This is a genomic window from Halalkalibacter krulwichiae (assembly GCF_002109385.1).
In the GTDB taxonomy this organism is placed as follows: Bacteria; Bacillota; Bacilli; order Bacillales; family Bacillaceae_D; genus Halalkalibacter; species Halalkalibacter krulwichiae.
Genome location: NZ_CP020814.1, coordinates 679,067 through 692,897, shown reverse-complemented (window position 1 = coordinate 692,897; position 13,831 = coordinate 679,067). Strand labels below are relative to the sequence as shown.

Sequence of the window (13,831 nt, the reverse complement as noted above, 5' to 3'; positions counted from 1 at the left end):
AGACAACCTCAGAACATTGACTATCCTACTGTAGTACTAAATCTATCCACCAATATAAGACATTTCAATTTTCTTTCTTTTTCTGACCGTTTGTTCTGTTCTTTCTTCAGAATACTTATCCGTTCTCTTACGCCAAATGTTTTCAATGGTTGCTCTAATTTCAAGATCAGATGCACCTGACCTAACTAAAGCACGTAAGTCAAACCCTTCTTCCGCAAACAAACATGTGTACATTTTCCCATCTGCAGAAATCCGGGCTCTCGTACAACTTCCACAAAAGGTATCAGATACAGAAGAAATAATGCCAATTTCTGTGTTCGTTCCTTTATATCGATATCGGTCAGCTACCTCACCAAGATAATCTCTTTTCACTTGTTCAAGCGGAGCAATTGTAGAAATTTTTTCCAACAGCTCTTTCTTCGTAACAACTTGTGAATAGTTCCAGCCATTTGTTTGACCAACATCCATAAACTCGATAAAACGAAGAGTAATGCCTTTGTCTTTGCAATAAGACGCTAACTTAACTACTTCGCCTTCATTAACTCCTTTTTTTACAACCATATTGATCTTCACATGAAGACCAGCTTCTAGTGCTGCATCAATGCCTTTTAACACTACAGCTGAAGATACTTTTCGACCATTCATTTCTTGAAAGATCGTTGTATCTAGGGCATCTAAACTAATATTTACTCGCATCAGCCCAGCCTTTTTTAAAGCTCGTGCTTGTTTCACCAAATGAACACCATTTGTCGTAAGAGCAATATCCCCAATCTCTTTAATGGCAGCCAACTTTTCCACAAGAGTGGAAACATTCTTTCTTAACAAAGGCTCGCCGCCAGTCAGTCGAACTTTCTTTACCCCCAAAGTTGTAAATTGAGTTACCATTCTTTCTATCTCATCAAAAGAGAGCAATTCTTCTTCTCTCATAAAAACATAATCTTCGCCGAATACATCTGCAGGCATGCAATAGGAACAGCGGAAATTACACTTGTCCATAATCGATATTCGCAAATCTTGCAATGGACGCAAGTAATGATCTGTTATTTCGTTCATTTCCATTCACATCCCTTCATCAACTTATCTCCACACTCATCTAGATGTATTTACGAATATTGGTTCTACTTAAAAAAAACTGTTACTATTAGATATAATTAATCATTCTAACACAAAAAAGAAGGGTGAATTAATAGTATGCATCATATAAATGATTCCAAAAGTGTAAATATTGCGTTGCTGACGATTTCTGACACGAGAAATTTTGAAGATGACCGTAGTGGACAAACGATTAAAAGGTTACTTGAAACGAAAGATTACAGCATTATTGATTATCAAATAAAAAAAGATGAAATTGGTGAGATTCAAAATTCCATCAAAAGTTGGGTAGATAACCCTAGAATCGAAGCAATTATTCTAAATGGTGGTACTGGTTTCTCTCCACGAGATGTTACATATGAAGCCGTAACCGAACTTCTAGATAAACAAATGGACGGATTTGGTGAACTTTTCCGCATGCTCAGTTATGAGGAAGTCGGCCCAAAAGCTTTATTTAGCCGTGCTGTTGCTGGAAGTATCGGAGCAACAGCCATCTATGCTCTACCTGGTTCAACAAATGCCGTTACATTAGCGCTTGAAAAATTAATTTTACCAACTCTTCCTCACTTTGCCGCGGAACTGGTGAAAAAATGAAGATTTCAGGTGTCGTATTAGCAGGAGGCCAATCTTCACGGTATGGAAAACCAAAGATGTTTGAGCAATATAACGGTGTCCCCTTTTATCAACATAGTGTAAATGCACTAGTGACTAGCGGCGTGTCACCTGTCTACATTGTGACAAATGAATCAATAGCATCCCATTTCCAACCTCTTCAAGCCGAAGTCTTGCTTGAAAAGGAACAGCACAAAGGTCCACTATATGCGCTATCTTATGCATTTGAAGAGATTAATCATGCTGATTGGCTATTCGTCCTTGCAGCAGATATTCCTTTTGTGTCAAAAGAATTCGTTAATACATTACTCAATCAAATATCTCGTTCAGAAGTTGATGCAATTATTCCAGTTAGTGGTGACAGATTACAACCACTCTTAGCTCTATATCATAAACGTTGCTATCACGTTGCCAAAGATCTGCTTTCTAAAGGTGAAAAAAGTATGAAACCACTTTTACAAAAGGTAAAGACAAAATCTCTTTCCTTTCCAGAAGATCAGAAAGATTTCATAAATATAAACTACCAGATAGACTGGGAGAACGAGCAAAGATAGTATTATGCAGTTACTTAAACATGTTAACAAAAAATAGCCAAAAAGAAAGTTATTTACCTCACAGACAAATCGTTCATGTCCAAGAAGCGATTCTAAAGGTTCGTTTTATATTTTTCGGCAACTACCATATCTACTCAAACATTATGACAAACTAAATACAGGCGGAACATCTCAATCTCCGTCTGTATTTTTATTTTGTATGATTTGATAGGGAACAGAAGGTTGACCTATTTCTGCGCAAATGGGATTTTTCTTAATAAACTGGCTTTGCATAGATAATATAACGGTCTGGTGCGGCTCCTACTAGATGAAAAGGGTAGCATGTTGATAGGGTAAGGATTTCATTTGGTGCTGTTGATCGAATAACAGTACGATCATTGGCATCCACTACTTTTGATTCAAACATTTCGTAAGTAAAAGAACCATACGGCATATGCACAATAAATTCATCTCCATTTTCTAGCTGTCCAAAATTACGAAAAACCGTGTCGCGGTGACCCGATAATAAAATTTGATCGCTTTGCCCCGGAAGAACGGTTGATGTGTAGTGCCCAACTCCTCGACTTAATTCTTCTTCATCCGTTCCTGAAATAATAGGTATTTCTTTTTCCAATCGAGGGATATACAAAGTACCAATTACATCACCGTCTTTAATAACCATATCGTCAGCTGACATTTGACCAGGTTGTGCTTTCTCAAGCATCTGCTTAGCTTCCGCCATTGATTGATTTTGTTTACTAGAGGATTGATAGAGTTCATACCCGCCATATGCCAAGAAACCAATACCTACTAAAATTATTATTCGAGCTATAAGTTTCACCTAGACCGCCCCTTCAGATCTTTCTATTTTGATATAATCTATACATTTCTTCGTTTTTCTATATTTGTCTATTTCTTCTTAACTCTCTCCTTACTAACTTTTTAAATAAGCCAAGTTACATAACACTTATACTAGGATAATCGTTCAGATAGTTACAAACTAGCTTCGTCAATAATAGATTGAATGATAGTACTTGTTTCTTCATTTCGATTCGATAATCGAGCAGCATTAAAAACTTTTTTGTTTAATCCATTATACATCGTATCAACATCATGAATAATTCTATGTGAGTATATGAGCGCCTGGTGATCGTGATTCGCTATAGCTATTTTAGTAATTTTCACAAAGTCTTCTAGATCTGCTTTTACATCTCCTTCTGCGAATTCAATCGTCCGTTCAATTGCTCTGATTTGTGTTTCCATACGTGAAACAGCACTATCCCAGAATTCACTGTCAGGATCAATATACCGTTCATGTGAATCAAAGCCAGTAATTTTATTTAGAACGTCATGAACCCCATTAACGATCTTTGAAACCTCTGAATAGATACTATCCGTGACTTCATTCAATTCTTCTTCGACTACACCGAATTCACGTTGTTCCTCTTCAATTAATGTTTCATTTAAATCGGCTTCTTCTGTATTCCCTTCACCTTTACTAAATAAAAAAGTGCCAATTATTAAGATTACCACTATCATAAAAACTGAGATAACTTTCTTCATCATACATTACCGCCTTTATCATTTCATAGCTTTTACATAATTGTTAATGTATTCTAATTTAATCATAGTTTTTATGTTTTAGCACTTAGAAACCTACTATTAATAAAAAGAATTACTCATCTAAATCAATAAAACGCCTTCCTATTGGAAAGCGTAATTGGTACGGATTTAAAAATTGATTTTCAATTATTCCTTAAATACTTAATAATCAATTCCTTCGCTTGTTTCTTCTCCCGAAACGATTGCCACACCTGCACTTGCTCCAATTCGTGTTGCTCCTGCTGCAACCATTTCTACTGCTGTTTTCTTGTCTCGAACTCCCCCTGATGCTTTTACTCCAATACCTGGACCTACCGCTTCTCTCATTAGTTGAATATCTGTTGCCGTAGCTCCACCAGTTGAAAATCCGGTCGATGTTTTCACAAAATCTGCACCTGCTTTTACTGCCAACTGGCATGCTTTTCGTTTTTCATCGTCGGTTAACAGACTTGTTTCAATAATGACCTTTACAAGAGCTTTGCCCTTTGCCGCTTCTACAACAGCTCTTATATCTTTCTCCACAGCAACATAATCCCCATCTTTAAGTTTTGCAACATTAATAACCATATCAACTTCGTCTGCACCCTTATCAACAGCATCTCTTGTTTCAAATGCTTTTACCGCTGTTGTTGCTGCTCCTAGAGGAAATCCTATTACCGTACATACTTTAACATCTTTATTTTTAAGTAAATTAGACGCTTCTTCTATCCACGTTGGATTCAAGCATACAGAATAAAAGTTATATTTTATCGCCTCTTCACAAGCTGTTACAATTTGTTCCCTTCTTGTTTCTGCTTTTAGTAATGTATGGTCAATCATCTTCGCCAAATTTATATCCATTTTAAAACCACCTTTTGTATCTTTTCAATCTATTATTCACTTTAAATCAGCTGGTGAAAACGCTCCAGGTAACAGATCGTTTACGGTCGTCTCTTGTATATCACCCTTTAAATTAGTTAGAACAATTTTCATGTCTTTTGAACAAAGCTCGGCTATGACTTGACGACAAGCCCCACATGGGGGAGTTGGCCTATGTGTATCTGCTACAACACTTAATAATTCAAATTCTCTTTCTCCGTCAGAGTATGCCTTAAAAAGAGCTGTTCGCTCAGCACAATTGCACATAGAGTAAGCCGCATTCTCAATATTACAACCGTGGTATATTTTCCCTGATTTTGTTTTCAATGCAGCTCCTACTTTAAATTTCGAGTACGGAGCATAAGCCAATTCTCTAGCTTTAAGAGCTTCTGTAATCATCTCTTTTTCCACCAAGTGTTCGTCCTCCCTAATTCTCTGCAATAAGCTGCACGAGTTCTTTTACAAATAGTAAGAAAGTTTCTCTCGCTTTTTCTGTTGTCTCAATAACCTCTTCGTGAGAGAGCGGCTGATTTAAGATTCCTGCTGCCATATTCGTTATACAAGAGATCCCAACTACGTCCATACTTGCATGACGGGCTACAATAACTTCTGGTACAGTAGACATTCCTACTGCATCTCCTCCAAGCTTATGCATCATCCGTATTTCTGCTGGTGTTTCATAACTTGGACCACTATTCCAAACATATACACCCTCTTTTAGGTCAACTTGTATCTTTTTAGCTGCATCCTTAGCTAACAATTGTAGCTCTTCTGAATATGCGTTGGACAAATCAGGAAATCTTACGCCGTACTTGCTGTCATTAGTCCCAATAAGGGGATTTACGCCAGCATTATTAATGTGATCGGTTATCAACATTAAGTCACCAGGTTCAAATGACGGGTTTACACTACCAGCTGCATTTGTCACAATAACGGAATCAATTCCTAATTCCTTCATTACTCGGATAGGAAAAGTCACTTCGTCTAATCGATACCCTTCATAAAAATGAAACCTTCCCTGCATCGCTAATACTTTCATGCCACTAAGTTCCCCAACAACAAGTTGTCCTGCATGTCCTTCTACTGTCGAAACTGGAAAACCCGGTATTTCTTCATATTTAATCGTAACACGTTGTTGTATTTCATCTGCTAAAACACCAAGTCCCGAACCTAAGACAAGACCTAATTTAGGAGCATCATTTATTTTTTTTTTTTTATAAAATCAGCAGCTTGTTTAATTGCTGTCATCGTTCTCACCTATCCCTTTTATAAAATGTCCTTTAAAAAGCTGTTACCAAATTTCGGCATCTTCACTTTGAAATTCTCCGCAATTGTCGCACCAACATCTGCAAATGTTTCTCTAATTGGGAGCTGCTCCCCCTTTTCTATTCCTTGATAATGAACGAGTAATGGAACATATTCCCTAGTATGATCGGTTCCATGATGAACAGGATCATTCCCATGATCGGCTGTGATAATAAGAAGATCTTCTTCATTTAATTTTTGAAGCACTTCAGGAAGTCTTTGATCAAATTCTTCTAATGCATCCCCATATCCAAGCGGATCGCGACGATGTCCGTAAATTGCATCAAAGTCTACTAAATTTAAGAAGCTAAGCCCTTGAAAGTCTTCGTCTAGTGTCTCCAGCAGCTTATCCATTCCATCCATATTAGAAATCGTTCTAAGTGATTTTGTAACACCTTCTCCATCATAAATATCAGAAATCTTTCCAATTGAAATGACATCATATCCTGAATCTTGCAACTCATTCATCACTGTTCGATCAAAAGGTTTCAATGCATAATCATGACGGTTAGGGGTTCGCTGAAAACTTCCCTTTTCTCCAATAAATGGGCGAGCAATCACACGACCGATCATATACTCAGGTGCTTTCGTTAATTCTCGAACGTATTTACAAATGTCGTATAACTCTTTTAATGGAATTACTTCTTCATGAGCACATATTTGTAAGACTGAATCTGCTGACGTATAAACGATTAAGTCACCTGTCTCAACATGTCTCTGTCCAAGCTCTTCAATAATCTCCGTACCTGATGCCGGCTTGTTGCCGATCACCTTTCTCCCTGTTTTTTCTTCAATTTGTTTGATTAGCTCCTCAGGGAAACCATTCGGAAACGTTCGAAAAGGTGTATCAATATGCAGCCCCATTAATTCCCAATGACCTGTCATCGTGTCTTTTCCGGCTGAGGCTTCCTGCATTTTCGTAAAATAGGATAACGGATTAGCTGCTGGCAGTATCCCCTCAATATCACGTATGTTACTAAGTCCCAATTTCCCCATGACAGGCATCGCAAGACCTCTTCTAGCTTCGGCAATATGCCCTAATGTATCAGCACCTTGATCATTATATCGATCTGCATCAAGAGACTCACCGATTCCTACCGAATCTAATACTATTAAGAAAACACGTTTAAATTTCATACCTATCACACTCCTTCTATACAGTCGTATTTAAGCGTTAAAAAATGTTTTAAACAACCAATCAGCAATTAATCCACCTGAATAAACACCCACAATTCCAATTACACCTGCTAGGACTGGTGGTGCCGGTAAAGGCAACTTCAAAAATTTAAAAACGATCCCAATAATAATTCCTGCAAATAAACTTAAGATAACTTCTTTCATATTTATTCTCCTTCTTTCTATAAATCCTCATTGTCGTTAGACGTCCAACCTCTATGATTGAAAAACTAGGGTCCTAGTTTTGGACCCTATTTATGAATTAGCCATATATAATGTCATAAACTAATGGCTTGGATTCAACCTTATTTTTTACGATGTGATAAGAGCGATCAATTCTCTCCACCACACTAGCAACGGACTCATGATTGCTATATACAGTAACGAGCGATTCTCCTTTGTGAACCTTATCTCCTACTTTTTTATTCAACACTAACCCAACTGCTAGGTCGATCGTGGATTCTTTTGTTGTACGTCCTGCTCCTAAAATACTCGCGGCAATTCCTATCTCGTCTGCCACAATTTCAGAAACATACCCATCTTCTTTTGCTTCAATTTCAAATGTATAGGCAGCAGTCGGTAATTTCGTTGGGTTATCTACAACCGAAGCATCTCCACCTTGTGCGGAAATAAAGGTTTTGAATGTTTCTAAAGCTTTACCAGTTGTAATCGCTTCTTCTAACATTGTTCGACCTTCTTCAATAGAAGAAGCTACACCTGATAAATAAACCATTTGACTACCTAATGTTAAACATAGTTCATGAAGATCTGCTGGCCCTTCACCTTTTAATGTATCAATTGCTTCTTTAACCTCGAGAGCATTTCCAATTGCAAATCCAAGTGGTTGGCTCATATCAGAAATAACTGCAATTGTATTTCTACCTGAGCCTTTTCCAATTTGAACCATTGCTTCAGCTAACGCTTTCGCTTCTTCTAAATCCTTCATGAAAGCACCTGATCCCGTTTTAACATCTAAAACAATTGCATCAGCACCAGAAGCTATTTTTTTACTCATAATTGAACTTGCAATTAATGGGATCGAATTCACCGTTGCAGTTACATCACGTAAGCCGTAAAGCTTTTTGTCTGCTGGTGTTAAATTCCCGCTTTGGCCAACAACTGCAATTTTATTCTCATTTACTAGACGGTTAAAGGTCTCGCTATCGATCTCTACTTTAAATCCATCAATTGATTCAAGCTTATCGATTGTTCCTCCCGTATGTCCAAGGCCTCGTCCTGACATTTTTGCAACCGGAACACCGACCGCTGCAACTAAAGGTGCTAAGATTAAAGTAGTCGTATCACCAACTCCACCTGTACTATGCTTATCTACTTTTATCCCATTAATATCTGATAGATCAATTTGGTCACCCGATTCTACCATCGCCATCGTTAAATGCACTCTTTCAGTTGTTGTCATGTCTTTGAAATAAATTGCCATTGCTAATGCAGACATTTGATAATCTGGAATTTCACCTTTTGTATAGTCTTTCACTACAAAGTAAATTTCTTCTTTTGAGAGCTCGTGTCCATCTCGCTTCTTCTCGATAATATCTACCATTCTCATCTTATATCATCCTTTAAAGTGAACATATTATTTTAATTTATTGACATCATCTACTGTTATCTCTAAAAGAACATACCTGCAATAGAAGCACTTAATAGCGATGCTAGCATTCCAGCTGCTACAGCACGAAGTCCAAGTCTTGCAATGTCACTACGTCGGTTTGGAGCAATTCCTCCTAAACCACCTAATAAAATTGCCATAGAACTTAAATTCGCGAATCCACATAATGCAAAGCTGACTACAATGACCGTTTTCTCAGATAGTACCGCAATTTCAGGAGCAAAAGCTGCATAGGCAACAAATTCATTTAAGACTAGTTTTTGCCCTATAAAGCTACCAGCTACTACTGCCTCAGACCATGGAACCCCAATTGCAAATGCGATAGGTGCGAAAATATAACCTAAAATGCCTTGTAGCGTAATCCCTTCAAACCCAAATATATTACCTACTCCACCTAAAATCCCATTGATCAAAGCAATGAGTGCGATAAAGGCAAGTAACATAGCACCAACATTTAATGCTAGTTTCAAACCATCTGATGCACCTTTAGCTGCTGCATCAATTACATTCGTTGTATCAGTATCTCTCTCTAATACTATCTCATCGGAAGTCTCTGATTGTTCTGTTTCTGGCATCATCATTTTCGCCATGATCAATCCAGCAGGAGCTGCCATGAAACTAGCTGCAAGTAAATATTCAAGCGGTACACCTAGCATCGAATAACCAATTAATACAGAACCTGCAACAGATGCTAATCCCCCAGTCATAACAGCGAACAACTCTGAGTTTGTCATTTTTCCTAAGAACGGACGAACAACAAGAGGTGCTTCTGTTTGTCCAACAAAAATATTTGCAGCTGCAGACATTGACTCAGACTTACTTGTACCTAATAACTTCGAAAGTCCTCCTCCAATGATCTTAATAAACCATTGCATAATTCCTAAGTAATAGAGGACTGAGATCAATGCAGAGAAGAAGATAATTACTGGTAAAATATGAAAAGCAAAAATGGTTCCAAATTCGTCTCCATTTGCTAATGAACCGAATAAAAACCCAATTCCCTCATTGGCATAATCAATGATATTTTGTACTTGCAAAGTAAACCACTGTAATGCCATTCTCCCTGTTTCCCATTTCAATACAATAAATGCAAACAACAGTTGAATCGCTAAGCCACCCAAAATGGTTCTTGGTTTGATTGCGCTCTTTTTATTGGAAAAGAGAAAAGCAATGAATAACACAACAAATACCCCAAAGATCCCCCATAATAAATTCATCTACGTCACTCACCCTTCTTTTTTGAAAACGCTTGCTTTCTCACAAAAAAAATTTCTCTACAACCACTTGAACGTTTATAATCTTAATTTCTATAAATCAAACTCCCTTTAGTAATATCGTTAGTCTCTAAGACAAGGACAGTGCATTGACCGGTCAAGATATTTCGTAGGATGTCCTACAACTTAATCGCTCAAAAGAATAAAATCTCATCATTTAAAACCGGAATATCTGTAGGATGTCCAACATCTAATGTAGACTGTAAGCCTTTGCAAATCGTCTACACTATCAATATAAGGTTGGACGTCTTACAAGTCAACTGTTTTTAACCGTTTACCGACAACCTAATATTCCCAAAAAAATAAAATCCCAATAGTTAAAGGGATTTTGATAATTGTAGTCACAAAACATCCATAATTAAAGACGTTCAACTATAATAAATATTGACTTATGCTAGTAAAAGATTGCATTAACTACGTTCTTGCTTATGAAGAAAATTCTTTAAAAGAGCGCTTTCTAAAAACATTAAAACTAATTTGATCTGATTTGAAGAAATTTAAAGAATAAAGCACTGGTTTATCATTCATATCATAATGTACTTGCCTTAATATTAATAAAGGTGTATTTTTATCACAATTTAATATTTCTGAAATTTCATCGTGATAGCCAATTGTCCTAATAGCTGCTTTTGCATAACTAATTGTGACCCCTGCTTCCTCTTGAAGAGAGTGAAGCATAGATTCTTCAGCAAACTTATAATCGGCTTTTAACAGATTACCTGGAATCTTATCAATACAATAAACTAAAGGAGTCTCATCAGCCGTACGAACCCGTTTCACAAGAAGTACTTGTTCATGATTTGATAGGTTTAATTCTTCAATATCATCGCTATGTGGCTCAACAAGTCCAGAAAACATTAATTCAGTTCCAGGCTTTTTACCTTCATGCTCAATCATTTCCGTAATGCTAAATAGTTCTTCAATTCCTCCAGAAAAAACAGGCCTACTATTTACGAAGGTTCCTACCCCATGCTTACGGATTATAATATTTTCTTCTTCTAATATCCTGAGCGCTTCTCTTAATGTATTTCTAGAAACCTGTAATTCTTTTGCAAAATCGGTTTCTGATGGTAACCTCTTCCCACACTCAAGTTCTCCGCTTCTAATTTTACTCTTTATTTGATCAATAACAATTAAATAACGTGGCGTTTGATAATTATAATTCATACTTTGCCCTCCCGTATGAGGTTATTTTACAGTTTAAGTAAAGCCCTTTCAAGCTTTTTTAAAAGCTGGCAATAGGGCTTTCTATTAGAAGGTTTGTAAGATCCTTTATGTATAAAGTTTATTATTGTATAGTTTATTCAATTGTAAGACAAGTCAAAAAACCGTTACCCTAGGCTTTAGACCTTTGAATAACGGTTTTTAAAAAGATTAATTAGTTACTTTTTTTTTCGTGCCTTGACCGTACTTTTGGCCATATAACCAATCCGTGTAACTGAAATCGTTTGCTTCACGTTGTTTAAAGATTGTGTTACGAAGCAAAATCGAAACTTCATCTTCAGCATGGATAATTTCTCCCCATGTACGCGCAGTTCTTTGAACCTTCGCTGTACGTGGTTGACGTTCTTGTTCAAATGCTTTAAATGCCTTCTCATAGTTGTTACCATGTTCATTGAGCATGTCAGCTAAATAAGATGCATCTTCTAGTGCTTGAACTCCACCTTGTGCCAAATATTGAAGCATTGGGTGAGCAGCATCGCCCAGAAGTGTAATATTGCCTTTTGTCCAGTTAGGAATCGGTAATCGATCGTACATTGGCCAACGGATTTGACGAGAAATATATGACAAAGCTTTTTCCACTTTTGGATGAGCTCCTTCAAATACTTTATCCATCTCCTCAGGAGTACCCCACTCACTATCAGCGATACCCTCTTTGTAGTTATAACTCTTGAATACAACCACTTGATTATAAAGCTCGCCACGACGAACTGGGTATTGTACAACGTGAAGATTTGGCCCAATCCACATAATGACGTCATCCATATTAGCATCATCACTAATTTCAGCAATTGGAATCGTTCCACGATAAGCAACATATTCTGAGCAAATCGGTTCATCATCTACGAAGAGCGAACGTGTTTTAGATTTAAGTCCATCAGCGCCAATTAGTGCCTTACCAATCATTTGTTCTCCGCTAGCATTCGTAACAACGACACCATCTGCTGTCTCTTCAACTGTTTCAATATGTTGGTTTGTAACAAGTTCAACTAAAGGACTCTTCTCACAAGCTTCTAGTAGGACACGATGCAAATCTGACCGATGTAGAACGATATACGGGAAACCGTATCTTTCTTTAAATTCGTCTCCTAAGTCTAACGTTGTTAACTCTTCAGCTGTATACACATCTTTTAATACTAATCGTTTTGGAAAAACAGCAATTTTAGCAATTTCCTCACTTACACCAAAGCGATCCAAAACAGCCATTGCATTAGGAGCCATTTGAATTCCTGCACCAACTTCTCCAAATTCAGGTGCTTGCTCAAGTATTGTTGTTTTTTGACCAGCCTCGGCAGCTGCTAAAGCCGCTGCAAGCCCCCCTATTCCTCCACCAACAATAATCATTGAATCTTTTTTTAACATTGTTATACCCCCCATGTATATATGTTATCTTAATAATCTATTAAACTAGTACAGGTTTAAACTCACTCTTAACTACTTGATGTCCATTTCCTTGCTCTAATGCTTCTACTCTCTCTACATCAAAGTGTTCCATAATTGGTAAGTCACTTACTGAGAAGAAGAAAGTATCTTCGCTTGCAACATGCTCATGCCATGCCCAGTTCGGAATAATAAAGTAATCTCCTTGTGACCAGTCAAAACGCTCACCATTAATAATGGAATAACCAGAACCTCTGTGTACTTGATAAATTGTAGAATGTGTGTGACGATGTGCTTTTGAATGAAATCCCTTTGGTAGCTTTTGCATCCAAGCTGCAATCGTAGGATTAGCAGTCTTACCGGTTGATGGGTTAATAAATTCAACAGCATATCCATCATATGGATCCGGCTCGAAACGACTCAATCCATCAATTGCTGCCAATGTTTGATTCCACTTAAATGAGCCAAGTGGCGCCTTCATTGGATGACGGTCTGAGATTGGGCGAACCATTCCCCCATGTAACGCTGTGCACCGTAGTTGTCCGGAACACTCGGTTGCTCAATCTTTTCTGGATAAGGCTCAAAGAATGTTCCCCCTAGCATATACTTAGTAGGAATATCAAGAACATCCATCCAAATCATAGGTTCAGTCCCTAAGTGTCCATGACCATGCCATAGATCTTTTGGAGTAATTAGGAAATCTCCTTCTTCCATGAAAATACGTTCACCTTGAACAATTGAGTATGCCCCTTCACCGTGTGTAACAAAACGCAAAGCGTTTTGCGTATGACGATGAGATGGTGCTTCTTCACCCGGTTGTAGCAACTGAACAGCAGCATAGAGTGTTTGGCTAGTTGAAGCCCAACCCCATGGTTGTCGGTAATCAAGACCTGGATTTTGAAGGTAAATTGCTCTTCTCTCTCCACCACGCTCTGGAGTGAAAATCTGTGATGCTTCATCTAATTTCTTCTTTAATAAATCCCATTTCCACAAATATGCTTGGGCATGTGGTTCAGGTGTTTTATGCATTAGTTCTGGAATCGCTTCCCAAAGTGGTCCAAGGTTATATTGTCTAATATCCTTTGTAAAATCTTTAACGATTTTACTTTTAAAGAAATCATTTTGCTCTGCCATTTTTACCCCACCTTTCG

14 protein-coding genes and 1 pseudogene are annotated in these 13,831 nt (G+C 37.5%); 2 read left to right on the top strand and 13 right to left on the bottom strand.

Features of this window, described 5'->3' with window-relative positions:
• Nucleotides 1-42 precede the first annotated feature (42 nt).
• The gene (gene moaA, locus BkAM31D_RS03660) at nucleotides 43-1,059 is read right to left on the bottom strand and encodes a GTP 3',8-cyclase MoaA (RefSeq protein WP_276565216.1); all 1,017 of its coding nucleotides are present in this window, start codon (nucleotides 1,057-1,059) and stop codon (nucleotides 43-45) included.
• Between the two features lie 132 nt (nucleotides 1,060-1,191).
• On the opposite strand from moaA, the gene BkAM31D_RS03655 reads away from it, so the two are divergent.
• Both BkAM31D_RS03655 and mobA read left to right on the top strand, forming a co-directional pair.
• Complete coding sequence (locus tag BkAM31D_RS03655) at nucleotides 1,192-1,686, top strand: MogA/MoaB family molybdenum cofactor biosynthesis protein (RefSeq protein ID WP_066156125.1); 495 nt, start codon at nucleotides 1,192-1,194, stop codon at nucleotides 1,684-1,686.
• Entirely contained in the window at nucleotides 1,683-2,258 is a 576-nt protein-coding gene (mobA, locus tag BkAM31D_RS03650; protein ID WP_066156130.1) for a molybdenum cofactor guanylyltransferase, read from the top strand. Before BkAM31D_RS03655 ends, mobA begins: the two co-directional genes overlap by 4 nt.
• A gap of 253 nt (nucleotides 2,259-2,511) precedes the next feature.
• Here mobA and srtD read toward each other — a convergent pair whose 3' ends face one another.
• The 12 genes and pseudogenes from srtD to BkAM31D_RS03590 all read right to left on the bottom strand — a co-directional run bounded on the left by srtD (nucleotide 2,512) and on the right by BkAM31D_RS03590 (nucleotide 13,814).
• The gene (srtD, locus tag BkAM31D_RS03645; protein WP_066156132.1) at nucleotides 2,512-3,078 is read right to left on the bottom strand and encodes a class D sortase, LPxTATN-specific; all 567 of its coding nucleotides are present in this window, start codon (nucleotides 3,076-3,078) and stop codon (nucleotides 2,512-2,514) included.
• Nucleotides 3,079-3,230: 152 nt separating this feature from the next.
• Nucleotides 3,231-3,803 (bottom strand): hypothetical protein, encoded by a 573-nt coding sequence (locus BkAM31D_RS03640; RefSeq protein WP_066156135.1) that lies wholly within the window; start codon nucleotides 3,801-3,803, stop codon nucleotides 3,231-3,233.
• 198 nt (nucleotides 3,804-4,001) lie between these two features.
• On the bottom strand, nucleotides 4,002-4,679 hold the full coding sequence (deoC, locus tag BkAM31D_RS03635; protein ID WP_066156137.1) for a deoxyribose-phosphate aldolase: 678 nt from the start codon (nucleotides 4,677-4,679) through the stop codon (nucleotides 4,002-4,004).
• A gap of 36 nt (nucleotides 4,680-4,715) precedes the next feature.
• Nucleotides 4,716-5,096: a cytidine deaminase gene (cdd, locus tag BkAM31D_RS03630; protein WP_371807194.1), complete on the bottom strand. Its 381-nt coding sequence runs from the start codon at nucleotides 5,094-5,096 to the stop codon at nucleotides 4,716-4,718.
• A 28-nt stretch (nucleotides 5,097-5,124) separates the two neighbouring features.
• Nucleotides 5,125-5,901: a purine-nucleoside phosphorylase gene (locus tag BkAM31D_RS03625; protein WP_066156142.1), complete on the bottom strand. Its 777-nt coding sequence runs from the start codon at nucleotides 5,899-5,901 to the stop codon at nucleotides 5,125-5,127.
• Between the two features lie 62 nt (nucleotides 5,902-5,963).
• Complete coding sequence (deoB, locus tag BkAM31D_RS03620) at nucleotides 5,964-7,139, bottom strand: phosphopentomutase (RefSeq protein ID WP_066156145.1); 1,176 nt, start codon at nucleotides 7,137-7,139, stop codon at nucleotides 5,964-5,966.
• A gap of 30 nt (nucleotides 7,140-7,169) precedes the next feature.
• Entirely contained in the window at nucleotides 7,170-7,343 is a 174-nt protein-coding gene (locus BkAM31D_RS03615) for a XapX domain-containing protein (RefSeq protein ID WP_066156148.1), read from the bottom strand.
• Nucleotides 7,344-7,440: 97 nt separating this feature from the next.
• Nucleotides 7,441-8,745, bottom strand: coding sequence for a pyrimidine-nucleoside phosphorylase (locus BkAM31D_RS03610; protein WP_066156151.1), 1,305 nt, complete (start codon nucleotides 8,743-8,745; stop codon nucleotides 7,441-7,443).
• A gap of 62 nt (nucleotides 8,746-8,807) precedes the next feature.
• Complete coding sequence (locus BkAM31D_RS03605) at nucleotides 8,808-10,022, bottom strand: NupC/NupG family nucleoside CNT transporter (RefSeq protein ID WP_066156154.1); 1,215 nt, start codon at nucleotides 10,020-10,022, stop codon at nucleotides 8,808-8,810.
• 483 nt (nucleotides 10,023-10,505) lie between these two features.
• Complete coding sequence (locus BkAM31D_RS03600; RefSeq protein ID WP_066156156.1) at nucleotides 10,506-11,246, bottom strand: GntR family transcriptional regulator; 741 nt, start codon at nucleotides 11,244-11,246, stop codon at nucleotides 10,506-10,508.
• A 207-nt stretch (nucleotides 11,247-11,453) separates the two neighbouring features.
• A complete protein-coding gene (locus tag BkAM31D_RS03595; RefSeq protein WP_066156160.1) occupies nucleotides 11,454-12,662 on the bottom strand; it encodes an FAD-dependent monooxygenase in 1,209 nt (402 codons plus the stop codon).
• 40 nt (nucleotides 12,663-12,702) lie between these two features.
• Nucleotides 12,703-13,814 (bottom strand): annotated as a pseudogene (locus tag BkAM31D_RS03590) (cupin domain-containing protein).
• Nucleotides 13,815-13,831: the final 17 nt, after the last annotated feature.

Bases quoted from the DNA above. Each gene is read 5' to 3' on its own strand.
- moaA (WP_276565216.1), bottom strand. From the start codon at position 1,059: ATGGAAATGAACGAAATAACAGATCATTACTTGCGTCCATTGCAAGAT.
- BkAM31D_RS03655 (WP_066156125.1), top strand. From the start codon at position 1,192: ATGCATCATATAAATGATTCCAAAAGTGTAAATATTGCGTTGCTGACG.
- mobA (WP_066156130.1), top strand. From the start codon at position 1,683: ATGAAGATTTCAGGTGTCGTATTAGCAGGAGGCCAATCTTCACGGTAT.
- BkAM31D_RS03640 (WP_066156135.1), bottom strand. From the start codon at position 3,803: ATGATGAAGAAAGTTATCTCAGTTTTTATGATAGTGGTAATCTTAATA.
- deoC (WP_066156137.1), bottom strand. From the start codon at position 4,679: ATGGATATAAATTTGGCGAAGATGATTGACCATACATTACTAAAAGCA.
- cdd (WP_371807194.1), bottom strand. From the start codon at position 5,096: ATGATTACAGAAGCTCTTAAAGCTAGAGAATTGGCTTATGCTCCGTAC.
- deoB (WP_066156145.1), bottom strand. From the start codon at position 7,139: ATGAAATTTAAACGTGTTTTCTTAATAGTATTAGATTCGGTAGGAATC.
- BkAM31D_RS03615 (WP_066156148.1), bottom strand. From the start codon at position 7,343: ATGAAAGAAGTTATCTTAAGTTTATTTGCAGGAATTATTATTGGGATC.
- BkAM31D_RS03610 (WP_066156151.1), bottom strand. From the start codon at position 8,745: ATGAGAATGGTAGATATTATCGAGAAGAAGCGAGATGGACACGAGCTC.
- BkAM31D_RS03605 (WP_066156154.1), bottom strand. From the start codon at position 10,022: ATGAATTTATTATGGGGGATCTTTGGGGTATTTGTTGTGTTATTCATT.
- BkAM31D_RS03600 (WP_066156156.1), bottom strand. From the start codon at position 11,246: ATGAATTATAATTATCAAACGCCACGTTATTTAATTGTTATTGATCAA.
- BkAM31D_RS03595 (WP_066156160.1), bottom strand. From the start codon at position 12,662: ATGTTAAAAAAAGATTCAATGATTATTGTTGGTGGAGGAATAGGGGGG.